At 74.0% G+C, this 23,137-nt stretch carries 17 protein-coding genes; 12 read left to right on the top strand and 5 right to left on the bottom strand.

Annotated features, from left to right (window positions below; translation table 11 throughout):
* Positions 1-4: 4 nt before the first annotated feature.
* Positions 5-523, top strand: a complete 519-nt coding sequence (locus H7827_RS19675) for an ArsR/SmtB family transcription factor (RefSeq protein ID WP_432746749.1) — start codon at positions 5-7, stop codon at positions 521-523.
* A 19-nt stretch (positions 524-542) separates the two neighbouring features.
* A complete protein-coding gene (locus tag H7827_RS19670) occupies positions 543-1,388 on the top strand; it encodes a M23 family metallopeptidase (RefSeq protein WP_432746748.1) in 846 nt (281 codons plus the stop codon).
* Here H7827_RS19670 and H7827_RS19665 read toward each other — a convergent pair.
* On the bottom strand, positions 1,321-1,902 hold the full coding sequence (locus tag H7827_RS19665) for a Uma2 family endonuclease (protein ID WP_432746747.1): 582 nt from the start codon (positions 1,900-1,902) through the stop codon (positions 1,321-1,323). The genes H7827_RS19670 and H7827_RS19665 overlap by 68 nt on opposite strands.
* Positions 1,903-2,007: 105 nt before the next feature.
* On the opposite strand from H7827_RS19665, the gene H7827_RS19660 reads away from it, so the two are divergent.
* Entirely contained in the window at positions 2,008-2,592 is a 585-nt protein-coding gene (locus H7827_RS19660) for a helix-turn-helix domain-containing protein (protein WP_200366851.1), read from the top strand.
* Here H7827_RS19660 and H7827_RS19655 read toward each other — a convergent pair.
* Genes H7827_RS19655 through H7827_RS19645 form a run of 3 tightly spaced genes read right to left on the bottom strand, consistent with a single transcriptional unit; the run spans position 2,589 to position 6,006 of the window.
* Positions 2,589-4,568 carry a PIG-L family deacetylase gene (locus H7827_RS19655; protein WP_432746746.1) on the bottom strand — a complete coding sequence of 660 codons (1,980 nt, stop codon included), beginning with the start codon at positions 4,566-4,568 and terminating at the stop codon, positions 2,589-2,591. The two genes, H7827_RS19660 and H7827_RS19655, sit on opposite strands and share 4 nt — an antisense overlap.
* A complete protein-coding gene (locus H7827_RS19650) occupies positions 4,565-4,972 on the bottom strand; it encodes a GtrA family protein (protein WP_030725064.1) in 408 nt (135 codons plus the stop codon). The genes H7827_RS19655 and H7827_RS19650 overlap by 4 nt, the downstream gene beginning before the upstream one ends.
* The gene (locus H7827_RS19645; protein ID WP_432746745.1) at positions 4,969-6,006 is read right to left on the bottom strand and encodes a glycosyltransferase family 2 protein; all 1,038 of its coding nucleotides are present in this window, start codon (positions 6,004-6,006) and stop codon (positions 4,969-4,971) included. Before H7827_RS19645 ends, H7827_RS19650 begins: the two co-directional genes overlap by 4 nt.
* A gap of 148 nt (positions 6,007-6,154) precedes the next feature.
* Between H7827_RS19645 and H7827_RS19640 the strand changes: the two genes are divergently transcribed.
* Genes H7827_RS19640 through H7827_RS19630 form a run of 3 tightly spaced genes read left to right on the top strand, consistent with a single transcriptional unit; the run spans position 6,155 to position 11,651 of the window.
* Complete coding sequence (locus H7827_RS19640; RefSeq protein ID WP_432746744.1) at positions 6,155-7,729, top strand: DUF6056 family protein; 1,575 nt, start codon at positions 6,155-6,157, stop codon at positions 7,727-7,729.
* On the top strand, positions 7,726-10,509 hold the full coding sequence (locus tag H7827_RS19635; protein WP_432746743.1) for a bifunctional glycosyltransferase/CDP-glycerol:glycerophosphate glycerophosphotransferase: 2,784 nt from the start codon (positions 7,726-7,728) through the stop codon (positions 10,507-10,509). Before H7827_RS19640 ends, H7827_RS19635 begins: the two co-directional genes overlap by 4 nt.
* Entirely contained in the window at positions 10,509-11,651 is a 1,143-nt protein-coding gene (locus H7827_RS19630; RefSeq protein WP_046723533.1) for a glycosyltransferase, read from the top strand. Before H7827_RS19635 ends, H7827_RS19630 begins: the two co-directional genes overlap by 1 nt.
* A 173-nt stretch (positions 11,652-11,824) precedes the next feature.
* Here the strand turns inward: H7827_RS19630 and H7827_RS19625 are convergent, their stop codons facing one another.
* Positions 11,825-14,932: an AfsR/SARP family transcriptional regulator gene (locus H7827_RS19625; RefSeq protein ID WP_432746742.1), complete on the bottom strand. Its 3,108-nt coding sequence runs from the start codon at positions 14,930-14,932 to the stop codon at positions 11,825-11,827.
* 301 nt (positions 14,933-15,233) lie between these two features.
* On the opposite strand from H7827_RS19625, the gene H7827_RS19620 reads away from it, so the two are divergent.
* Genes H7827_RS19620 through H7827_RS19595 form a run of 6 tightly spaced genes read left to right on the top strand, consistent with a single transcriptional unit; the run spans position 15,234 to position 23,112 of the window.
* Positions 15,234-16,274: an AfsA-related hotdog domain-containing protein gene (locus tag H7827_RS19620; protein WP_386537712.1), complete on the top strand. Its 1,041-nt coding sequence runs from the start codon at positions 15,234-15,236 to the stop codon at positions 16,272-16,274.
* Complete coding sequence (locus H7827_RS19615) at positions 16,265-16,936, top strand: HAD family hydrolase (protein ID WP_432746741.1); 672 nt, start codon at positions 16,265-16,267, stop codon at positions 16,934-16,936. Before H7827_RS19620 ends, H7827_RS19615 begins: the two co-directional genes overlap by 10 nt.
* Positions 16,933-18,606, top strand: a complete 1,674-nt coding sequence (locus H7827_RS19610; RefSeq protein WP_432746740.1) for an FAD-dependent monooxygenase — start codon at positions 16,933-16,935, stop codon at positions 18,604-18,606. Before H7827_RS19615 ends, H7827_RS19610 begins: the two co-directional genes overlap by 4 nt.
* Positions 18,597-20,888, top strand: coding sequence for an MMPL family transporter (locus H7827_RS19605; protein ID WP_432746739.1), 2,292 nt, complete (start codon positions 18,597-18,599; stop codon positions 20,886-20,888). The genes H7827_RS19610 and H7827_RS19605 overlap by 10 nt, the downstream gene beginning before the upstream one ends.
* Positions 20,885-21,955, top strand: a complete 1,071-nt coding sequence (locus H7827_RS19600; protein ID WP_432746738.1) for an NAD-dependent epimerase/dehydratase family protein — start codon at positions 20,885-20,887, stop codon at positions 21,953-21,955. Before H7827_RS19605 ends, H7827_RS19600 begins: the two co-directional genes overlap by 4 nt.
* Positions 21,952-23,112 (top strand): alpha/beta hydrolase, encoded by a 1,161-nt coding sequence (locus H7827_RS19595; protein ID WP_432746737.1) that lies wholly within the window; start codon positions 21,952-21,954, stop codon positions 23,110-23,112. Before H7827_RS19600 ends, H7827_RS19595 begins: the two co-directional genes overlap by 4 nt.
* Positions 23,113-23,137: the final 25 nt, after the last annotated feature.

Raw genomic sequence — 23,137 nt, 5'->3', positions numbered from 1 at the left:
CCGTATGAGTGACGGCCTGAAGGAACGGGTGGCGGCGCTGGAGAGCCGGGTGGCCGCCCTGGAGAGCGGGTCCGGCGGCGCGGGCGGCGGAAGCGGGTCCGGGCCCGCCGGGGATTTCTGGGCACTGGAGGGGCTGCGCGCGCGGCTGCCCGAGGACAGTACGGGCGGGGTGCTGTTCACCGGCTCGGCGCGGCTGCCCACCGAGGAGTTCGCCGAGTGGCAGTTCGGCCTGGCCACCGACACCGTGCTGGCCGCCGACTGGGAGCAGGCGGCGGAGTCCTTCGCGGCGCTGGGTCATCCGGTACGGATGCGGCTGCTGCGGGAGATCGTGCACGGCCGCCGCACCGTGGCCGAACTGGCCGCGCTGGAGGACCTGGGCACCACCGGCCAGATCTACCACCACCTGCGGCAGCTGACCTCGGCCGGCTGGCTGCACACCCCCCAGCGCGGCCGGCACGAGATCCCCGTCACCCGCGTCATCCCGCTGCTGGCGGCGCTGGCCGTCACACAGTCACCCGGCTGAACGCCCCGAGGAGCCCCCCATGGACACCTTTCGCACGATAGCCCCGGCCCTGGTCCGTACCTGCTGGACCGCGTTCCTCGCCCTCGCCGTGCTGGAGACCTTCTACGGAATTCCGTCGTTCCTCGCGTGGGCCTTCCTGCTGTCGGGCGTGATGGTCAAGTACGTGTCCACCCGCCCGCCGAGGAACCGGGAGTACCCGCCGCCACTGGAGGTCGCGCCCCCGGTGACCGGCCGCTGGCTGGCCATGAACAGCCCGGCGGACAAGGTGCCCAGCCACGGCCTGCACGCCTACGGTCAGAGCCACGCCATCGACATCGTCGGCGAACCGGAGGACGGCTCACGCCCCGCCTTCGGCTGGTGGCCGCTGTCCCGCGCCAACCGCGCCTTCCCGGCGTTCGGCGCCCCGCTGCTCGCGGTGGCCGAGGGCACCGTGGTCAGCGCCCGTGACTCCCAGCGCGACCATCGCAGCCGCAACTCCTGGCCCGCCCTGGCCTATCTGCTCGTCGAGGGCTTCCTGCGCGACATCGCCGGCCCGCACCGCGTCATCGGCAATCACGTGACCATCGACCTGGGCGAGGGCCGGTACGCGCTGTACGCCCATGTCCGGCGCGGCTCGCTGCGGGTGCGCGAGGGCGACCGGGTGGCCCTGGGCCAGCCCCTGGCGGAGTGCGGGAACACCGGCAACTCCAGCGAGCCGCACGTCCACTTCCAGCTGATGGACCACCCCGACCCGCGCCACGCCCAGGGCATCCCCTTCACCTGGACCGGCGTGGGCGTCCCGGCCAACAACGAGACCTTTACGTCCCCGGCCTCCGCACCAGCGACAGAAGATCCAGCTCGATCGGGAACGGCGTCGGCCGGATGAGCTTCTCCCGGAAGATGCCGACTGGCACATATGTGCTGGTGGGTGCGTCCAGCTCATAGACGTGGACGGCGGGACCCTCGTCTTCCTTCTCAACCCGCCAGTAGTGCGGAATAGCGGCCTCTGCGTACTTGCGCAGCTTGACCGTACGATCACGATGCGCCGACTCGGGGGAGACCACCTCGATCACCAACCGCACCTGATCGGCTGCGAACCACATGCGATCTTCCTCGTACGGCGCGGTGGCCACCACGACATCCGGTTCGGGGCGGTTGCGGGCATCGAGCCGGACGGTCATCTCCCGCTCGACCTCGAACCCTTCCGGGGCCTGCTGCTCCAGGGCGACGGTCAGCGCGGTGACCAGGCGGCCGTGCCAGGACCGCTGCGGGGACATCCTGAAGACAAGTGCTCCGTCGATCAGTTCGGTGTGGCGCGGCGCTTCCGGAAGGTGGTCCAGGTCCTCGGCGAACCAGCCTTCCTCACGGGGCGGCTGCATCCAGTCCGGCAGTGCGGTCATGGCCCCACCGTAACGACGGGCACTGACACGGCCCACCAGATGTCGTCCGGCCCGCCATCGGCAACCTCATTTGCCATAAACGGTACGCCGTGGTGCGCTGGGGCCATGGAGTTCACGGATGTACTGGCCGAGGTCGGGGGGCGGTTGCGGCGGGTGCGCCAGGAGCGGGGGGTGACGCTGGCCGCGCTGTCGGAGGTGACCGGCATCTCCACCTCCACCCTCTCCCGGCTGGAGTCCGGGCAGCGCCGCCCCTCGCTGGAACTGCTGCTGCCGCTCGCCAAGGCGTTCCAGGTGCCGCTGGACGAGCTGGTGGGGGCCCCGCCGGTGGGTGATCCCCGGGTACGGCTGGCGCCGCGCCAGATCCAGGGCGGGCGTACCGTCGTCCCGCTCAACGCCCACCCGGGCCCGCTCCAGGCGTACAAAATGATCATCCCGGGGCAGCCGGAGGGGCAGCCGGTCCCCGATCAGCGCACCCACGAGGGGTACGAGTGGCTGTACGTGCTCAGCGGCCGGCTGCGGCTGCTGCTGGCCGACCGTGACCTGGAGCTGGGGCAGGGGGAGGCGGCCGAGTTCGACACCCGGCTGCCGCACTGGTTCGGCAGCGCCGACAGCCGGCCGGTGGAACTGCTCAGCCTGTTCGGCCCGCAGGGCGAGCGCATGCACGTCCGCGCCCGCCCCAAGAGCGGCTAACTCCGCAGCGGCGCCTCGCCCGTGTCGAACTCCGTGGAACGCAGCCGGGCGTCCGCGCCCAGATAGGCGACCGTCGCCCGGCCCCTGGCCGTGGCCACCGCCGCCGGATTGCCCACGGCCATATGGCTCTCCGTCACCCACGGCGCGGGCGATACGGCCACCGCGACCCGGCCCGCCTCGTCCCGCACGGCGATCAGCGCGTCGTCCGCCTCCGCCACCGGGCCGCACCCCACCCCGCCGGGCATCAGGGTGACCTGCGGCGTCGCGCCCTCCACCCCGTCCACCACCGCCGTCTGCAAAGCACCCGTGCCGGGCTCGCGGAAGTACAGCTTCACCCCGGCCCCAGCCTGCCGCGCCGTCAGCGGGCCGGTGACGGCGGGCAGTCCGGCGTCCACCGGGTCGCCGAACCCGCCGTCGGCCCGCTGCCGCCACAGCAGCACCTTCTCGTGGGTGGCCACCAGGATTCTGATCCGGCCGTCCCTGGCGGTCGCCGCCACCGGCCGGCTCCCCGCGTTGGAGCCGCCCAGGTCCTGCCAGGTGCCCCACTCCCCCGTCCCCGGGTCCCGGGTGCGGGCGCTCAGTCCGTGCTCGGCGTTCCGCACCGCGACCACCACCCGCCCCGCCGCGTCCACCCCGACGGCGGGCACCGACAGCTGCCAGCTCGCCTCCGCGTCCGTGCCGCCCGGCGCGCCCAGCGACTCCCACGGCCCGAGCCCCACCGAGGCGATCACCTCCCGCCGGTACCCGGCGTCGCCCGGCGCGCCGCCGACCGTACGGGTCCCGTACGCCGCCGGCCGCCCGTCCGGGTGGCGCACCATGACGAGGCCGTCGTCGATGCCCGTCCCGGGCAGCAGTTCCGGGCCCTCCCACCGCGTCTCCCCCGCCGCCCGCCGCCACACCGCGAGCCGTCCGCTGAGCACCGCGCAGGCCAGCACCCCGTCGTCGTCCAGCCGGTGCAGCCAGTCGGTGCCCATCTCGCGCGGGTCGCGCATGACCGGCACCCAGCGCCCGTCGGGGGTCGCCCCTGTCTTGTAGTCGCCGCAGCCGTCCGGGTCGCCGCAGGTCATGCCCACCCCGCCGTAGATGTGCAGCGTGCGGGCCTTGGCCTCGGCGGCTGCCGGGCTCAGCGTCGGGGGCAGTGTGCCGCCCCGGTAGCCGAGGTAGCTCTGCACGCTGAAGTGCGCGGGGTCCTCGGCCGCGTACCGCTCCAGCGCGAGCTGGGTGAACCTCGCCCCGTACATGTGGTCCTGGTGGTCGGCGTACACCTTCTTGTCCGGGCGCCGGTCCGGGGTCGGGTCCTGGAACCGGACATGGGTGGGGCCGGACGCCCGCAGCAGTCCGGTGAGGGCGGCGGTCAGCTGGTCGCCGGTCACCGTGAAGTCCTCACCGACCACACTGCCGCGCGCCCGCAGCGATTCCAGCGTCCCGACCTGCCCGCGCCACAGTCCGCGCAGCGACTGCGGTACCTCGTCCGAGACCTTGCGCGCCTCGCGCAGCTGAAGCCAGATCAGCCGCAGGGAGGGGCGCGCCAGCAGGGTGTCGCACTGGGCGGGGAAGCCGCCGGCGGTGGACAGGACGACGGAGTTCCAGCGGCTGTCGTGGTCGCCGGTGGCCATGTGGGCGTACGCGGCGCGCAGTCCGTTCTGCCGGGCGCGGGCGAAGCGTTCGTGGCCCTCGCTCGGGGAGGGCCGCCCGGGGCCGCCGTTGCCGTTGACGCCGTTGGACTCGCCGGAGGTGAGGATCACCGTGGTGAGCGCGGCGGGGCCGCCCAGCGTGCAGCTCACGTCGGGATTCATGAAGTACAGGTCGTCGTCCGGGTGGGCGATGACCTGCACGACCGAGGCGTTCTCCGCCGGGTCCGGGAGCGCGTCGTGGTCGTCACCGCCGGGTATGGGGCGCAGGGCCTCGATGAGGGTGGCGGCCCCGAGGACGGAGGCGAGCCCGCCCCCGAGCAGCGCGCGGCGGGACAGACTCATGGAGCGGGTTCCTCGCGGGGATGGGGCAGCAGGATGCGCCGGGACACCAGATAGGTGAAGGGTACGGCGCCGGCGGCGGCGAGCAGCGGGGCGGTGGTGCTGTTCAGTCCGGCGCCGCTGACCAGCAGATACAGGCCGGCGCTCTGCGCGAGGTAGTTGGTGAGCTGGGTCAGCGGGAAGAAGGCGAACTTCCGCCAGCTGGGGCGGGTGCGGTAGGTGAAGTAGGTGTTGAGGAAGAAGGAGCCGACCATGCTGGCGAGGTAGGCGAGCGTGAAGGCGGAGAAGTACGGCAGCCAGCGGTGCAGGGGCAGGTAGCAGAGGTAGAAGGTGCCGGTGTTGACGACGCCGATGAGGGCGAACCGGCCGAACTGGGCCAGCTGGGCCGCCCGGGGCACCGTGGTCATCGTTCGAGGTCCTCGGCGGGGGCCGGCTCGACGGCCGGGGCCGGGGCCGATCCCGGTGCCGGTGCCGGGGCCTGGCCCGCGCCGGCGAGGGGCCCGGGCGCCGGGGAGCGCACCTCGCCGCTCTCCTTCACCAGGTAGTGCGGCCGGCGCTTGGTCTCGTAGTAGATGCGCCCGATGTATTCGCCGATCAGGCCGAGCATCAGCATCTGGAGCCCGCCGAGCCCGGCGATGATGGCGACCAGGGTGACGTAGCCGGGAACGGTGACCCCGCCGCTCAGGGCGGTGACGATCACCCAGCCGGCGTACCCGGCGGCGAGTGCCGCCAGCGCCAGACCGGTGTAGATGGCCATCCGCAGCGGCCGGTTGTTGAAGGAGATCAGGCCGTCCATGCCGTAGTTGAGCAGCGAGCCGAACCGCCACTTGCTGCCCCCGCCGCCCTGCCGTTCGGCGTCGCGGCAGTCGAAGGTGACGGTGTCGAAGCCGATCCAGGAGAACAGCCCCTTGGAGAAGCGGTTGTTCTCGGGCAGCGAGAGCAGCGCGTCCACCGCCGCCCGGGACAGCAGCCGGAAGTCGCCGACGCCACTGGTCAGCCGCACGTCCACCCAGCGGTTGACGGCCCGGTAGTACAGCCGGGACAGCAGGCCGCGCACCGCCTTGTCGCTGGAGCGGTCGCGTTTGGCCACCACCTGGTCGTGGCCGCGCCGGTGCAGCTGGAGCATGTGGCCGATCAGCTCGGGCGAGTGCTGGAGGTCGGCGTCCATCAGGACGACCGCGTCGCCGTCGGCCGCCCGCAGTCCGGCGAGCATGGCGGCCTCCTTGCCGAAGTTGCGGCTGAAGGAGAGGTAGCGGGTGTTCGCGGGGTGTTCGACGCGCAGGGCGCGCAGTCGGGTGAGGGTGTTGTCGGCGCTGCCGTCGTCGACGTAACACAGCTCGTAGCCGATGCCGAGCCGGTCGAGGCTGGTGCGCAGCTGCTGGTCGAAGCGGTCGATGACGGCCTCTTCGTTGTAGCAGGGGACGACGACGGACAGCTTCATGGCCGAGCTTTCCTTCCGGTTGTCCCGGATATCCCGATCTCCCGCACAACGCGCGGGATCCGCGCTGCCGTGGACAGCCCGGCGTGCCTCAGTATGGTGCAATGCACCTATTTCATCCCATTTGCGACATGCGAAGGAGGGCGTCCGGGTGACACCGCGCACCACCGCATCGCGCCGCCGCCCGGCACTCGCGGTGGCCGCCGGAGCCGGCGCGCTGCTCGCGGTGAGTGCCGCCCTGGGACGGTACGTACGTCCCACCTCCGACGACTGGTGCGCCGCCTGGAAGACCCGCGAACTGGGCGTCCACGGCATCACCTGGGACTTCTACACCACCCAGAACGGCCGGATCGCCAACGCCTTCCTCAACGGCGTCACCTACACCGCCGGGCTGCTCGGCCCGAAGCTGCTGCCCGCCTTCCTGCTCCTCACCCTCGCCACCGGACTCGTCGTCCTGGGCCGCACCCTGGCCGTCCGCACCGGCCGTGAGGCTCCGCTGCCGGCCCTGATCGCCGCCGCCCTCGTCCTGCCCGCCCTGCTGGTGTACGCCTCGCCGCTGCCCTACCAGACCCTGCTGTGGGCCCCCTCCACCATCTCCCACACCCTGCCCGCGATCATCGGCCTCTGGCTGATCGTCTGGGCGCTGTGGGCCCAGCGGCGCGGCAAGCGCGCCCGCCGCGCCGCGGTGCTCGGGGTGCTGGCCGCCGGCGTCTTCCTCGGCACCCTCAGCGAGGCGTTCAGCGCGGTCGCCCTCGTCCTGGCCGGCCTCGCCGGACTCGCCGCCCTGACCCGCCGCCGCACCCCCGACGGCCGCTACGTCCTCACCTGGTGCGCCGCCGGATGCCTCGGCCTGCTCGCCGGGCTCGCCCTGCTCTACACCTCCCCCGGCGCCCGCGCCCGGCGCCGCGTGCACCCGCCCGCCGGCGACCCCTTCTCCACCGCCGAACTCTCCGCCACCGTGCACGACTGGCTGCGGGTGTGGGAGTTCCTCGGCCGCGCCGCCGGCTCCTGGGTGTGGCTCGGCGCGTTCACCGTCGGCGTCCTGCTCGGCCTGGCGCTGCGCACCGCACCCCTGTCGCTGCCCCCGCTGACCGCGCCCCACCCTCCCCCGGCCTCCGGCCGGGGGTACCCCCGGCCGGCCACCGACACCCCCGTACGGCGCGGCGCCGACTCCGGCATGGTCGTCCTGCCCGCACTGCCCGGCATCTCCGGCCGGCTCGCCCCGGCCGTCCCCGCCCTCGCGGTCGCGCTCGCCTCCCTGGCCGTCGTCGCCGCCCTGCGGCTGGGCTACGGGGAAGGCGGCTGGACGTACTACCGCACCTGGAACAGCTTCCTGCTGCCCCTGCTGCTCGCCCTGTGCTGCTACGGCATGCTCGCCGGCCAGGCCCTCGCCACCCGGCTGCGCCCCCGCGCCCGCACCGTGGCCGCCCTGCTCACCACCGCCGCCACCCTGGGCGCCCTGGCCGGACTGCTCCCGGAGGTACGGTCCCTCGCCACCGAGACCCGCGACCGCGCCGCCGCCTGGGACGCGCAGGACACCCGCATCCGTACCGAGGCCGCCGCCGGTGCCACCGCCGTCGGCTACCAGCCACTGCACATCGCCGGGCTCACCGAGCCCTTCATGGCCAAGAACGCCGAGGGCGACTGGGCGGCGCGCTGCGTCGCCGGCTTCTACCAGGTGGACCGCATCGAACCCATCGAACCCCGAGGGGGCGCAACCCCATGACCGACACGACGCTGACACCGGACGTCACGGTCGTCGTCATCACCTACAACGACGCCCACCGGCTGCCCCGCGCCGTCCACTCCGTCCTGCGGCAGACCCTGCGCAACCTGGAGGTGATCATCGCGGACGACTGCTCCACCGACGACACCGAACGGGTCGCCGGCGAACTGGCCGCCACCGACCCCCGGGTACGCGTCCTGCGGCTGCCGGAGAACAGCGGCGGCTGCAGCGCCCCCCGCAACGCCGGCATCGACGCCGCCCGCGCCCCGTACCTGATGTTCCTCGACAGCGACGACGAACTCCCGCGCCACGCCTGCAAATCCCTGCTGCTGACCGCCGAGGCCACCGGCGTCGACTTCGTCACCGGCGAGGTCACCCGGGTGAACGAGGAGAACGGCGCCCGCGCCCTGTGGTACCCGGAGCTGTTCGACAGCGATGTGCGCGTGGTGGACGGCATCGCGCGGGCGCCCGAGTTCTTCACCGACCACCTGTCCACCAACAAGCTCTACCGCGCCGCGTTCATCGCCCGCCACCGGCTGCGCTTCCCGACCGGCATGCACTACGAGGACCAGCTCTTCACCGCGAAGGCGTTCACCCTCGCCGACCGCTTCGCCGTCGTGCCCTGGCCCGTGTACACGTGGTACCTCGCCCACGACCCCGGCCAGCTGTCCATCTCCTCCAGCCGGCACAAGATGGCCAACGTCCGCGACCGGGTGCACGCCGCCCGGCTCATCGACACCTTCCTCACCGACAGCGGCAACGCCGCGCTGCGCCCCGCCAAGGACACCAAGTTCCTCCGCCACGACCTGCGGCTCTACCTCGGCGACCTGCCCTTCCGCGACCTGGAGTGGATCGGCGAGTTCACCGAGGTGGTCTCCGAGTACCTCAGCACCGGGATCACCCCGCAGGCGCGCGCCGAACTCCCCCGCGAACAGCGCGTCTGCCAGTACCTGCTCACCGCCGGCCGCTTCGAGGACGCCCAGGCCGCCGCCCGCACCCTGGGCCGCCCGCTGCTCGCCCCGCCCGCCGTGATCCGCGACGGTGAACGCACCTACTGGGGCGACCACCTGCCCGACGACCCCGAGGCGCTCACCGAACTCGACATCACCGAGTGGCAGCTGGACGCCCAGCCCTTCACCTCCCGCCCCGTACGGCACGAGCTGACCCGGGTCACCACCGCCGGCGCGAAACTGCGCCTCGGCCTGCGCACGTACGACCCGGCCCGGCTGCTGGCCGACCCCGACGGCATCACCTGCGAACTGTGGCTGGCCGCCTCGGGCGAGCCGCTGCGCGTCCCCTTCGCCTACGTGCCGGCCGGAACCGACCGCTACGAGGCCGACATCGAGGTCGACCTGCGCAAAGTTCCGCTGCCCGCCAAGGGGTTCAAGGGCCGCCGCCACCCGGTGATCGCCCTGGAACGGCTCGGGCTGCGCCGCACCGACATCCTGCTCGCCCCCGGCGATCTGCCCGCCCGCCGCACCCGGCTCGCCGGACACTCCATCGGCGTCGCCGTGGAAGAACGCGGCGCCGGCCGCCTCGAACTCACCTGGTCCCGCTCCGGACTGCTGGCCGGAGCCGAGGTCATCGCCCCGGCCCTCGACCCGGTCCGCCGCAAAACCGCCCGCGTCAGCCGCCGGCTGTCCGGACCCCGCCTGAAGACCTGGACGTACCAGGAACTGAAGCGGCTGCCCCGCGACCGCGACCTGGTGGTCTTCGAAGCGCTGGAGGGACGCGGCTACGCCGACAGCCCCCGCTACATCTACGAGGAACTGGTGCGGCGCGGACTGCCCCTGAACGCCGTGTGGTCCCACGCGGGCGACCCGTCCGGCTTCCCGCCCGGCGTCCCGCTGGTGCGGCGCGGCAGCTGGGAGTACGTGCGGACCCTGGCCCGCGCCCGCTACTGGGTCGACTCGCACGGCTTCCCCGCCACGTACGGCAAACCGCGCGGCACCCGCTACCTGCAGACCTGGCACGGCCAGGCGTTCAAGCACATGGGCTTCGACATCCCCGAACTGCGCTTCGGGAGCGAGGACAAGCAGCGGCTGCACCGGGACGCGGTCGCCCGCTGGGACCTGCTGATCGCGCCGAGCGAGGAGTTCGAGCGCACCTTCGTCCGGGCCAACGGCTACACCGGTGAGCTGCTGCGCTGCGGGCTGCCGCGCAACGACGTGCTGGTGCGCTGGCGGGAGGTGGAGGCCAGGGACCGGGCGCAGGCGGCGCGGGTGCGGCTGCAGATCCCGGACGGGCGCAAGGTCCTGCTGTACGCGCCGACGTTCCGGGACGGGGCACGCGGCTCGGGCGCGTCGCTGCGGGTGGACCTGGCCCAACTGGCGGCCGGCATCGGGCAGGAGTGGACGATCGTGGTCCGCCCGCACTACTACGAACGCTTCGAGGTGCCGCGCGAGGTGGCCCCGGTGGTGCGGGACGGGCGCGGCTTCCCCGACATCAACGATCTGCTGCTGGCCTCGGACGCGCTGCTGACGGACTACTCCTCGGTGATGTTCGACTACGCCAACCTGGGGCGGCCCGTCCTGCTGTTCGCGGACGACTACGAGCACTACCGCAACAGCGCGCGCGGCGCGTACTACGACCTGGCGGAGATCGCGCCCGGCCCGGTGCTGACGGAGACCGGGGAGCTGGTGGAGGTGGTGAACGACCTGGACCGGGTGCAGAAGGAGCACGCCGACCGGTACGCGGCGTTCCAGAACCGCTTCACGACCTACGAGACCGGCGGCGCCAGCTGGGCCGTGGTGGAACGCTTCTTCGAAGGAATCGCCTGATGAAACACCGCAACATCTTCCTGATCGGCATCGACGTGGACTCCATGGGCGGCTCCCAGCGGGTGCTGCACACCCTGGCCCAGGGGTTCGCCGGGCGCGGGCACCGGGTGGAGCTGATCGGCATCCGGCCGAGCCCCGAGCCGCACACGTACCAACCGGACCCCGGCTACCGGCACACCACGCTCTACCCGGAGCCGGCACCCGAACCGTGGCGGGCCAACACCTTCGCCGAGCGGCTGAACTGGTCCCGGATCAGGGAACAGCGCGCGCGGTCGGACCACCGCGACGAGGCGCTGGTGAAACTGAAGGAACGGCTGGCCGCCGTCGACACCGGCTACCTGATCATCGGCTCACCGTGGGCGGCCGACTGGCTGCGCGCCGCCGAATGGCCGCATCTGCGGGGCATCGGCCAGTACCACGAGTCGTACGAACAGGCCCGGGCCTCCGCCAACCTGCGGCTGATCCTGCGGCACTACCCGGAGCTGGAGAAGTCCGTCTTCCTCAGCGAGGGCGACGCCGCGCTCTTCCGCCGCGACCGCCTCCCCAACGCGGCCACCATCCCCAACCCGCTGCCGTTCAGCCCGGGTCTGGCCGCCCGGCTGGACACCCGGCGGATCGGGGCGGTGGGCCGCCTGGAGCCGGTCAAGCGGCTGGACCGGCTGATCGACGCGTTCGCGGACACCACCACCCGGGCGCCCGACTGGGAACTCCACCTCTTCGGCGACGGACCGCTGCGCGGCACACTGGAGGCGCACGCGGCCTCGCGGGGCGTGGCGGAACGGGTCCACTTCCGCGGCAGCGTCCAGAACATGGCCGCCGCCTACCGCGAACTGTCGCTGCTGGCCCTCACCAGCGACCGCGAGGGCCGCCCCATGGCGGTGGCGGAGGCGGCGGCCTGCGGCGTCCCGACGGTGAGCTTCGACCTGTCGGCGGGCGTGCGCGAACTCATCAAGGACGGCCACACCGGCACCCTGGTCCCGCCCGGCAACACCCACGCCTTCACCCAGGCCCTCACCCACCTGATGACCGACACGCCCCGCCGCCACCACTACGGCGCGGCGGCCCGCAACCACGTGGCCCCCCTGGACCTCCCCCGGGTCCTGGACCGCTGGGAAGCCCTGTTCGAGGAGATCGACCGCTGAACGGCCGGCGGAAGGCTGTGCTCATGCGGTGACGGCGCGGTTGTGCACGGGGGCCGCGACCGCTGGATCACCCGGCACACGGCGGCCGGCGAGATCCCGGGCAACGGCGCCGGCTGCCGCAGCCGCAACCCCGTGCACATCCCCACCCACAACGGATCGGTCCGCGACACCTCTCAGGGAGCGGGCGCGCCGCCCAGCTGGCCGAGGTCGTAGCCGTGGGCGGCGGCCAGTGCGGTGGCCCGGCCGGCCCAGCCGGGGTCGGTGGTCGTGGCGGCCAGCCCGACCAGGGCGTGCAGTTCGGCCCGCCGGTAGGTGAGCGTGCCGGCCAGCTCCAGCGCCGCCCGGTGGTGGCCGGCCGCCGCGGCCGGGTCACCGAGGGCGGTCAGGGCCCGGCCGGCCGCGTTGTGCGCCTCGGCCAGCGCCCACTGGTCGCCCTGGTCCCGGGCGATCCGTACCGCCTCGGCCGCGCGTTCCCCGGCCAGCTCGGCCCGCCCGCGCTCCGCGTCCAGTTCGGCGAGATAGGCCAGCGCGAGCGCCTGCGGGCGGTGCCCGGTGCAGCTGGCGCGGCTGCGCGCCAGCGCCGCCTCGAAGGACAGCGCCGCCGACTCGGAACGGTCCAGCGCCCGGTGCACCAGAGCGAGTTCGATCAGCACCATGCTCTCCAGGTGCGGTACGCCCTCCGCCCGGCTCAGCCGCAGCGCCTTCCCGTACAGACCGGACGCCCGCTCCAGCGCGCCGGAGTCGGCCTCCACCCGGGCCAGCGCGCACAGCGCCGTCGCGGTGTGGAGATGGCTGCCGTCCCCGCCCTCCCCGTAGAGCCGTACGGACTCGGTCAGCCGCTCGCGGGCCGCGCCGAGTTCGCCGATCGTCCAGTGCCTGCGTCCCAGCTGCTCGTGGGCGGCGGCCCGGATGCGCGGCCAGCCGTGCTCCTCGCCGATGGCCAGCGCGCGCTGGGCGTGCCGCTCGGCCTGGGCCATCAGTCCGGCGGTGAGCGAGGCGTCCACCAGGGTCAGGGCCAGTTCGGCGGCGGCCCGCGCGTCCTGGGCCCGTTCGGCGGCGCGCAGCCCCGCCTCGGCCATGGTCAGCCACTCGGCGACCCGCGAGCGCCGTTTGCACAGGTCGTGCAGCGTCCCGGCGAGCCGCCAGGCCACCGGGTAGGGGCCGTGCCGGGCGGCGTAGGCCGCCATCGCCGCGTAGTTGGGCAGCTCGGCCTCGGCGTTCGGCAGCGCGGACTCCGGGCCGGCCGGCCCGTCCCGGCCACCCTCTGCGGTCTCCATCCGGCCGTGCGGGCCTACCACGTGCGGGTGCCCGGAGCCGCCGCCCAGCACCGACGCGGTCCGCAGGTACCAGGCGGACAGCCGGCGTACCGCCGCCTCGCGCTCGCCGCGGTCCTCCTCGGCGTAGACCCGCTGCCGGGCGTACTCGCGCAGCAGATCGTGCGGAAAGCGGAACCGGTCGGCGTGGTGCTGCTCGATGAGGTGCGCGGCCGACAGCACCGACAGCGCCCGTCCGGCGACAGGTTCGGCGACGCCGGCGACGGCCGCGGCGGCGGCCTGCGTGAGGTCGGGGCCCGGGATCAGTCCGATGTGCCGCAGCACCCGCTGCACGGTGGTGTCGAGTCCCCGGTAGGACAGGGCCAGCGAGGCCGCGACCGAGACCCGTTCGTCCTCCGGCGCCGACACCCCCGCCAGCGGCCCCGACGCGGCCAGCCGGCGGGCGACCGCGGCCAGCGGGATGTGCGGGGAGATCGCCGCCCGGGCGGCCACCACCCGCAGGGCGAGCGGCAGATGGCCGCAGAGCCGGGCGATCTCCGCGATGGCGGCCTCGTCACCGGCGGCGGGCGGCCCCAGAACGGTCCGCAGCAGCGCGTCCGACTCCCTGACGCTGAGCACGGGCAACTGCACCCGGTGCGCGCCGCTGTGCACGGCGAGCCCGGTCAGCCGGCGGCGGCTGGTGATCAGCACGGCGCAGTGCGCGGATCCGGGCAGCAGCGGCAGCACCTGGTCGGCGTCGGCGGCGTTGTCGAGCACCAGCAGGGCACGGCGGTGCGCGAGGACGGAACGCAGCAGGGCGGAGCGCTCGTGCACGGCGGGCGGGATGCGGCGCGGCGGGACGCCGAGCGCCCGCAGGAACTCCCCCAGGACCTGGCCCGGTTCGACGGGGGCGAGCGGATCGAAGCCGCGCAGGTCGGCGAAGAGCTGGCCGTCCGGGAAGGACGCCGCCACCTGCTGGGCGCAGCGCACCGCCAGCGCCGTCTTGCCGATCCCGGCGGTGCCCTCCACGCACACCACCGGCATGCCGCCGGACAGCAGCAGTGAGGTGATGCGCTTGACCTCGGCGGTGCGGCCGGTGAAGCCGAAGACGGGGTAGGGCAGTTGGGCGGGTTCGGCGACCGGCGGGTACTCCCCGGCGAGCGCCGCCGGGGCCGGACCCGCAGGAGGGGCGACCGCGGCCCGCGCATCACCGTCCCCGCCACCGTCCCGGCCCACCTCGCGGGCTCCGGCCCCGGCTCCGGCACCTGGGCCGGGCGGCTGCTCGTCGGCCGCTCCGGAGAGCACCCACTGGTGGGCGTCGCGCAGTTCGGGCCCCGGGTCGGCGCCGTACTCCTCCGCCAGCCGGCGGCGTACCCGTGTGTACACGTCCAGCGCCTCGGTCTGCCGCCCCGACTGGGCCAGGGAACGCATCAGCAGGCCGTGCAGCCGTTCGCGCTGCGGGTACTGGCTGGTGAGCCGCACCAGTTCGGGGACGTGTTCGGCGCCCCGGCCCAGCCGCAGCCCCAGACCGTACATTTCCTCCTCGGCGGCGACCAGGCGCTCGGTGAGCCGGTCGCGCTCCAGTTCGATGCCCGGTCCGTCGGTGCCCTCCACGAGGTCGCCCCGCCACAGTCCGACCGCCCGGCCGAGCGCGTCGATCGCCTCGGCGGGCCGGCCGGCGTCCCGCAGGGTGCGGGCCCGCGCGCACAGTTCCTCGAACTCCCACAGGTCGAGGCCGCCCTCCGGGCGCAGGACGTAGCCGCTGCCGGTGAGGGTGATCGGGGTGCCGGCCGGCAGGGCGCGCCGCAGTCCCGAGATGTACTTCTGCACGAGATTGACCGCGTGCCCGGGCGGAGAGCCGCCCCACACCGCGGTGATGATGCCGTCGACCGTGACCGGGCGCGGGCCGCGCAGCAGCAGTGCCGCGAGCACCGCACGCTGCCGCGGCGGGCCCAGATCGATCTCGGCGGTTCCGTCCAGGGCCCGTAACGGCCCGAGCACTTCACAACGGATCGCATTCTTCGCCATCGGCTTCCCCCCTGAAGTCCGTTGGGATCATAGGTTCCTGGCGACGGGCGCGGCTACCGCCACAGCGCGGAGTTCACAAGACCGACTCCGGGAAGCGGCACCAACCCTTCACAAGCCCGGCCCATGTTCTGTGCCGGGCCCCGTCCGCGTATGCGCGGCGCGCCGGGCAAACCCGCTTCAGCCGTTCTTCAGCGGACCTTCCAGCGATCGGTCAGCGCCCCGCGCCATCGTCGGTCCCGGACGTACCAAGCAGCGCCTCCTTCCGCTCGGCGCTGCTCACCGGACCTGGAGGAGAACGGCCGTGACCCTGCCAACGCAACTCCCCACGCCCGCCCCGTCCGACCAGCTGCGGTACGACACCACCGTGCCGCGAGCCCTGGTTCATCGCATGTCCGTGGCCGAGGTGTTCGTCACCGACTCGGCCGCCACGGGGACGGACGTACCCATCACCCCCGCCACCGACACCGGTGGCGGGCACCTGTCCTTCGAAGTCGCCGCCCAACTGCCACGCGGGCACGTCGTGGGCGAGCACTCCGCCGCGTACGACTTCCTGCTGCTGGTCGAAGTGCTCCGGCAGTCCGGAGTCCTGGTGGCACACCGGCATCTCGACGTGCCGCTGGCCAGCGCCTTCATCTTCATGGAACTGGGCTTCTCGGTCCGCTCGCTGCCCGCCCTGCGGATCGGGAGCAGACCGGCCCACGCCGTCATCCAAATCACCGTCCTCCCGGACCGCAACCGGGCCGGACGTGTCCTCGGGTTCTCCTTCTCCGGCGCGCTGCTGGTGGACGGGCACACCGCCCTGGAGGCGACCGGCCGGCTGACCTTCGTCAGCCACCGCGCCTTCGGAGTGCTGCGCGCCAAGGGCCGCGGCCAGGCGCCGGGGGGCGAATCCGCGCTGGTGCTCAGCCCGCGCCTGGTGCCCGCCGAGGCTCGTTCGGTGGGCCGCCGCGATCCGCGCAACGTGGTCATCACCGAACCCACGGTGGACCCCTCGGGCAACTCGATGGCCCGGCTGGTGGTCAACACCGGCCACCCGCACCTGTTCGACCACGAACTGGACCACATACCCGGCAACCTCCAGCTGGAGGCCGCCCGCCAGCTGGCCGTGGCCACCGTGGCCCGGCTGCACGGGCTCTCGCCCGCCGCGCTGCTGGTCACCGATGTCGCCGCCACGTTCGGCGCGTTCGCCGAGCTGGACCGTACGACAACCGCCACCGCCCAGGTCGGCGGGGTGCGGCACGCCGGGGACCTGGGCGTCATCGCCGTGCCGGTGACCGTCCTGCTCACCCAGGGCTCCGCCACCGTCAGCGAGGTCACCATGGAGGTCGCGCCGTGGAGCTGACCCGTCCCGACCGCCCCGGCGTCCTGGTCTGCGACTACGGCGGCGTGCTCACCAATCCGCTGGCCGAGACCTACGCCGTCTTCGCCCGCTCCACCGGGATCGGCCTGGAGCCGATCGCCGCGGCCTTCGCCGGCGCCACCGCGCGGTACGGGATCAGCCCGATGGCCGCGCTGGAGGTCGCCGACATCACCGAGGCGGAGTTCACCGACCGGATGCTGGCCGGGCTGCCGCCGCAGGCCGCCGAGGTGCTGGCCGGCCGGCCGTTCGGCGAACTGTGGTTCCGGGGGCGGCGCACCAACGAGGAGGTGCTGGCGCTGGTCCGCGAGGTGCGGGCGAGCGGGCACCGGGTGGCGCTGCTGACCAACAACGTCCGGGAGTGGGGACCGCGCTGGCGGGCCACTGTGCCGGTGGACGAACTCTTCGACGTGGTCGTGGACTCCAGCGAGGAGGGCGTGCGCAAGCCGGACCCGGAGATCTACCGGCGGCTGCTGGCCCGGCTGCGTACCCCCGCCGAGAGCTGCCTGCTGCTGGACGACACGGAGGAGAACACGGTGGCGGCCGAACGCCTGGGCCTGCGGACCGTGCTGTTCAAGGACCCCGCACAGGCCATCGCCGATGTCCGCGACGCCCTGGGGCTGACCGCGACGGGAGGTACCCGATGAGCGAGGACACGGACCCGGGTACGGGCACGGGCACGGGCGCCCGTGCCGGTGCCCCGCCGGTGCTGATCACCGGCGCCGGCCCCACCGGACTGGCCGCCGCCTGCACCCTGCTGCGGCACGGCGTACCGGTACGCGTGGTGGAACGCCGCTCCGGCCCCTCCACCACCCCCAAGGCACTGATCCTGTGGAGCGGCGCCCTGGAGGTCCTGGACCGGCTCGGCATCGCCGCCGCGCTCGCCGAACGGGCGCTGCCGCTGGCCGGCGCGTCGTACTGGTCCGGGGGGCGGCGCGTCGCCGAGGTGAGCTTCGGCTCACTGACCGGAACCCGCTTCCCCGGCCCGCTGTGCGTGCCGCAGCCCATCACCGAGGAGTTGCTGTACGAGCGGCTGATTCAGCTCGGCGGCACCGTCGAGTGGGACACCGAGGTCAAGGCCGCCACCAGCACCCCGGACGGGGCCACCGCGGTCCTGCGCACGGCACACGGCGCGGGCGGCGAGGAAACCGCCACCGCCCGCTGGCTGATCGCCGCCGACGGCACCCACAGCACGGTACGCACCGGGCTCGGCGTGCCCTTCGAAGGCAGCACCTACGGGCGGGAGTTCCTGCTCGGCGACGCCGTACTCCACGCCTCGGGAGCGGTACCGCCGCCCGAACGCGAGGCGCAGTACCACCTCACCCCGCGCGGTGTGCTGGTGGTGGTGGCGCTGCCCAAGGGAGGGCACCGGGTGTTCTTCGACCAGGCCCCCGGCGGGGCCACCGAACCCCCCGACCGGGCCGAACTCCAGACCCTGCTGGACGCCCGCGGCCCCGGCGGCTGGCGGATCGGCGACCTGTGGTGGTCCAGCCGCTTCCAGGTGCACACCAAGGTCGCCGCCGCCTTCCGGCGGGACGCGGTGTTCCTGGCCGGGGACGCCGCGCACTGCCACAGCCCGGCGGGCGGGCAGGGCCTGAACACCGGCGTCCAGGACGGCTATGACATCGGCTGGAAACTCGCGGCGGTGTGCCGGGGCGCGGACCCGGCGCTGCTCGACAGCTACGAGGCGGAGCGGCGGCCCACCGCCGTCACCGCGGTGCGCAACGCCGACCGGCAGACCAAACTGTGGCTGCTGCGCTCCCGCCCCGCCCGCGCGGTACGGGACACAGCCATGCGCGTACTGTCCCGGCGCGGACTCCTGGAACGGCGGTTCGTCCCCGAACTGGCCCAGGTCGACCTGGACCTGACGGGATCACCCGCGGTGTCGGCGGCGGACGGCACCGACGGCGCGCTGCGCCCCGGGCGCCGGGTCCCCGACCTGCCGCTCACCCTGCGGCACACCCGGGCCGGCTCCCCCGGGGCCGGCGCCGCGACGCTGCACCAGTACCTGGCCGCCGGCCGGCACACCGTCGTGGTCCTCGCCGACACCACGGACAGCGGCCCCGACGCCGCACGGCGCTGCGGAACCGCCGAGGTGCTGCTCATCGGCGGCACCCGCCCCGGCGCACCCGCCCCGCCCACCGACACCCCCTACGACCGGGCGGAGGCCGCCCACGGCTACGCCGCCCAGGCCGTCTACGTACGGCCCGACGGGGTCGTCGGCGGGCGCGCCGTCCTGGGCGGGCCCGGCTCACCGGCCGCGCTGGACGCGCTGCTGGCCCGCCTCCCGGACCGGAACGGGGACCCATGGCCCTGACCACCACCTCCCCGGGCCGGTCCGCCACCACAGACCGGGGCCCGGCCGCCCACCCCCCGGGGCGCCGGGCCCCCTGGGCCGTCCTGCTGCTCGGCCTGCTGTTCGTCGTCGACGCGCTGCTCATCGGCGCGGACGCCGGCGACCGGCTGCGCGGCGGCGGGACCGATGACCCGTCCGCCGAATCCACCCTGGCCGCCGAGCTGTTGCGCGAGCACTTCCCGGCCGCCCAGCCCAACCTGGTGCTGCTGGTGTCGGGTACGGAGGGCCGCGGGGTCAACGACCGCGACGTCGCCGCCCAGGGCGGCGAGCTCGCCGCCCGGCTGGCCTTCGAACCCTCCGTCACCGGCGTGCTGTCGTACTGGCAGACCGGCGCCGGGCAACTGCGCTCGGAGGACGGCGGCCAGGCGCTGATCCTCGCCCATGTGCGCGGCGACGAGGACGCCGCCAAGGCGGTGTTCCGGCGGCTGGTGCCCGACTACCGGGGCTCCCCCGCCGAGCTGCCGGCGCTGAGCGTCCAGCTCGGCGGCCCCGTCGCCGTCCTGGAGGAACTCCAGTCCACCATCGCCGCCGATCTGCTCACCGCCGAGCTGATCGCCGTCCCCATCACCCTGATCATCCTCGTCGTCGTCTTCGGCGGCCTGGTCGCCGCGCTGCTGCCGCTCGGGGTCGGCATCGTCGCTGTCCTGGGCACCAACGCCGTCCTGCGCGTCCTCACCGAGTTCGCCGAGGTATCGGTCTTCGCCCAGAACCTCACCACCGCGCTGGGACTCGGCCTCGCCATCGACTACGCACTGCTGATCGTGCGCCGCTACCGCGAGGAACTCGCCACCGGCGCCGACCCGCACACGGCGGTCGGCAACACGGTGCGCACGGCGGGACGCACCGTGCTGTTCTCCGCGCTCACCATCATGACGGCCCTGTCCGCGATGCTCGTGTTCCCGCTGTACTTCCTGCGGTCCTTCGCCTACGCCGGCATCAGCGTGGTGGCGCTGGCCGCCGGGGCCGCGCTGCTCCTGCTGCCCGCCGCGCTGCGGCTGCTGGGCCACCGGGTCGACGCCCTGCGCGTGCTGCGGCGCCGCGCCCCGGCCGGCGGCGGGGGCGGCGCGGGCTGGCGGCGCCTGGTGACCTGGGCGGTACGGCGCGCCCCGCTGGTCACCGTCGCCGTCGCCGGGGCACTGCTGCTGGCCGGACTGCCCTTCGCGCGCATCGCGTTCGGCGCCGCCGACGACCGGCAGCTGCCGCAGGGCGCGGAGGCCCGTACCGTCCAGGACACTCTGCGCGAGGACTTCCCCGACACCACCACCGGCACGGTCGAAGTGCTGGCCCGGCAGGCCGACCCGGACACTCCAGGCGACGCGGCGGCCCTGCGCGGCTACGCCGCCGCCCTGTCCGAACTGCCCGCCGTGGAACGGGTGGACACCCCGCTCGGCAGCTACCGGAACGGCGCGCCGGACGCCGCGGCCACCCCCGCCGACGCGGTACGGGGCGGCGCCGGCATGAGCCATCTGACCCTCACCCCCGTCGCCGGTGTGGAGGCCACCGACGAGACGGCCCAGCGCCTGGTGCGCCAGGTCCGCGACCTCACCGCCGCCGACCCCGCGCACCGCGCGCTGTCGCCGGTGGTCGGCGGCCAGAGCGCCCAGCTCGTCGACTCCAAGGCCGCCATCGGATCCCGGCTCGGCTGGGCGGCGCTCGTCATCGTGGCCGCCTCCCTGCTGCTGATGTTCCTGCTCACCGGCTCCGTCGTCATCCCGCTCCAGGCCGTCCTGCTCAACGCGCTCAGCCTGAGCGCCATGTTCGGAGTGGTGGTGTGGGTCTTCCAGGACGGCCATCTGTCCTCGCTGCTGGGCTTCACCGCCACCGGCACCGTCGAGACCACCCTGCCGGTCCTGATGTTCTGCGTCGCCTTCGGGCTGTCCATGGACTACACGGTGTTCGTCCTCGCCCGGATGACGGAGGAACACCGGCGGCACGGCGACTCCACGCGCGCCGTCATCGCCGGTGTCCAGCGAACCGGCGGCATCATCACCGCGGCCGCGCTGATCCTGTCCGTGGTCCTGATCGCCATCGGCACCTCACAGATCACCAACACCAAGATGCTCGGCCTCGGCGTCGCCCTGGCCGTCCTGGTGGACGCCACCGTCGTCCGCGCGCTGCTGCTGCCGGCCGTCATGCGCCTGTGCGGCCCGGCCACCTGGTGGGCGCCGGCCCCGCTGCGCCGCTTCCAGCGGCGGTTCGGGCTGCGCGAGGAGCCGGAAACCGTCCGGGAGGAGACCCCATGACCACCGTCCACCCCCTGCGACGGGTCGTCGTCACCGGCGCCACCGGGCTGCTCGGCCGGGCCGTCGTCGGCGAACTGCTCGCCCGCGAGGACGCCGTCGAGGTGATCGCCGTGGTCCGCGACCGGGCCAAGGCGGCCCGGCTGCTGCCGGCGCCCGCCGCCGGCCGGCTCACCGTGGTGACCGCCGACATCACCGACCCCGCGGGCTACCGCGACGCCCTGCCCGGCGCCGACGCCGTCATCCACACCGCCGCCTACTTCCGTGAGTACTACGCGCCCGGCGCCGACGCCCGGCGGCTGCACGCCGTCAACGTCGACGCCGTCACCACCCTGCTCGGCGAGGCACGCGCCGCCGGCGTGCCGGCGGTCGTGCACACCAGCTCCATCAACACACTGGCCCCCGGCAGCGTCCGGCACCCCGCCGACGAGAACGCCGGACCGCCGCCGCGCTGGGAGCGCAACGGATACCGCGCCAGCAAGGTACGCGCCGAGGCCGCCATCGCCCGGTTCTGCGCCGAGCACCCCGGAGAGCTGCGGGTTCCCCTCGTGCTGCCCGGCTGGATGTGGGGTCCGGGCGACGAAGGGCCCACCTCCGCCGGGCGGCTGTTCCTGTCCGTCGCCCGCGGCGAACTGCGTGCCGTGCCCCGGGCCGGCAACCACGTGGTGGACGCCCGCGACGTGTCCCTCGCCTGCGTCCGCGCCGCCGAACGCGGCGCCCCGCTGCGCCGCTACATCGTCGCCGGACGCTGGCAGCCCCTGGTCGACACCACCACCGGTATCGCCCTGGCCACCGGGGTCACCCCGCCCCGGCAGATCCCGGCCGCGGCGGCACTCGCGTTCGCCGCCCTCCTGGAGACCAGCGCCCGGCTGCGCGGCCGGCCGCCCGTCGCCACCCGCGAAGGGGTGCGCGCGCTGCTCGACGGCAACCGCACCCGCATCAGCTCGGCCCGCGCCCAGCGCGAACTCGGCGTCGGCTTCCGGCCGCTGGCCCAGACCCTCGCCGACGAGGCCGCCTGGTACCGGGCCGGCGGGGCACTCGACCACGACCTCAAGGAGCCCGCCGCATGACCGCACCCCGCACCCGCACCCGCACCGCCGCGTTCGCCCTCGGTACGGCGGCAGCCCTGCTGGTGGCCGCCCCCGCGTACTGGGCGGTGGCCGCGCCGGGAGAGGACGGCACGGCGGACGCGGCCGGCGAGGTGATCGACGTCGCCTCCCCCCAGGAGGCCGCGATCGCCGCCGACGCCACCGACGCCCGGCTCGCGGCGGCGGACATCGTGGACGTCCCCGTGTCCTTCACCGTCGTCAACCAGAACCGCACCCTGGCCGAATGCCCGGTGGACGGCGGGACCTACCGGATCGAGGGCCACCTCACCGCACCCCGCGCCCTGCTGGAGGACGGCACCGTACCCGCCGTCACCCTGTACCAGCACGGCATCGCGGCCGGTGAGTGGTACTGGCGGCTGGACGCCGAGGGCTACCACCACGCGGAGGAGATGGCCCTGCGCGGCCACGCCTCCGTCACCGTGGACCGGCTCGGCTACGGCGCCAGCGACCACCCCGACGGCTATCTCACCTGTATCGGCGGCGAGGCGGACATCGCCCACCAGATCACGCGGGCGCTGCGGGAGGGCACCTACACCGTGGCGGACGGCGACCCCTACGCCTTCGACCGCGTCTACCTCGCCGGCCAGTCCAACGGCGGCCAGATCTCCCAGATCGCCGCCTACTCCTTCCAGGACATCGACGGCCTGGTGATCATGGACTGGACCGACCTCGGCCTCACTCCGCAGGCCAACGCCCGCTTCTTCACCGCCCTCAACACCTGCCTCAACGGCGCCGGCGGCGAGGGCGACGGCTACGTCTACTACGACCTGGGCACCGAGGAGTTCCGGGACGGCAACTTCCACGACACCGACCCCGAGGTCCTGCGCCTGGCCCTGCCGCACCAGAACCCGCACCCCTGCGGCGACATGGTCGCCCAGCTCGGCGGTGTCCTCGTCGACCTGCGGCACCTGAACGAGATCACCGTCCCCGTGCTGTTCCTGTACGGCGAGAAGGACGCCCGGGTCGAGGGCGGCGCCGAACACCGGGCGCTGTTCACCGGCACCGACGACACCGAACTCCTGGAAGTCCCGGAGGCGGGCCACTACATGGGCCTGGAACGCGGAGCACCCCTGGTGCACGACGCCCTGGCCGACTGGCTGAACCGCTTCTCCGGATGACCGCGACGACACCGCACCACCGCAC

The organism is Streptomyces sp. JH002 (genome assembly GCF_050916115.1).
Taxonomy (GTDB): domain Bacteria; phylum Actinomycetota; class Actinomycetes; order Streptomycetales; family Streptomycetaceae; genus Streptomyces; species Streptomyces xiamenensis.
The sequence above is the reverse complement of the archived record's forward strand: the minus strand, read 5'-3'. Positions and strand labels throughout refer to the sequence as shown.

What these genes read in the sequence shown, in the direction of transcription:
- H7827_RS19600 (WP_432746738.1), top strand. Translation starts at nt 20,885, where the DNA reads ATGACCACCGTCCACCCCCTGCGACGGGTCGTCGTCACCGGCGCCACC.
- H7827_RS19605 (WP_432746739.1), top strand. Translation starts at nt 18,597, where the DNA reads ATGGCCCTGACCACCACCTCCCCGGGCCGGTCCGCCACCACAGACCGG.
- H7827_RS19675 (WP_432746749.1), top strand. Translation starts at nt 5, where the DNA reads ATGAGTGACGGCCTGAAGGAACGGGTGGCGGCGCTGGAGAGCCGGGTG.
- H7827_RS19595 (WP_432746737.1), top strand. Translation starts at nt 21,952, where the DNA reads ATGACCGCACCCCGCACCCGCACCCGCACCGCCGCGTTCGCCCTCGGT.
- H7827_RS19625 (WP_432746742.1), bottom strand. Translation starts at nt 14,932, where the DNA reads ATGGCGAAGAATGCGATCCGTTGTGAAGTGCTCGGGCCGTTACGGGCC.
- H7827_RS19665 (WP_432746747.1), bottom strand. Translation starts at nt 1,902, where the DNA reads ATGACCGCACTGCCGGACTGGATGCAGCCGCCCCGTGAGGAAGGCTGG.
- H7827_RS19635 (WP_432746743.1), top strand. Translation starts at nt 7,726, where the DNA reads ATGACCGACACGACGCTGACACCGGACGTCACGGTCGTCGTCATCACC.
- H7827_RS19645 (WP_432746745.1), bottom strand. Translation starts at nt 6,006, where the DNA reads ATGAAGCTGTCCGTCGTCGTCCCCTGCTACAACGAAGAGGCCGTCATC.
- H7827_RS19655 (WP_432746746.1), bottom strand. Translation starts at nt 4,568, where the DNA reads ATGAGTCTGTCCCGCCGCGCGCTGCTCGGGGGCGGGCTCGCCTCCGTC.
- H7827_RS19650 (WP_030725064.1), bottom strand. Translation starts at nt 4,972, where the DNA reads ATGACCACGGTGCCCCGGGCGGCCCAGCTGGCCCAGTTCGGCCGGTTC.
- H7827_RS19660 (WP_200366851.1), top strand. Translation starts at nt 2,008, where the DNA reads ATGGAGTTCACGGATGTACTGGCCGAGGTCGGGGGGCGGTTGCGGCGG.
- H7827_RS19630 (WP_046723533.1), top strand. Translation starts at nt 10,509, where the DNA reads ATGAAACACCGCAACATCTTCCTGATCGGCATCGACGTGGACTCCATG.
- H7827_RS19610 (WP_432746740.1), top strand. Translation starts at nt 16,933, where the DNA reads ATGAGCGAGGACACGGACCCGGGTACGGGCACGGGCACGGGCGCCCGT.
- H7827_RS19670 (WP_432746748.1), top strand. Translation starts at nt 543, where the DNA reads ATGGACACCTTTCGCACGATAGCCCCGGCCCTGGTCCGTACCTGCTGG.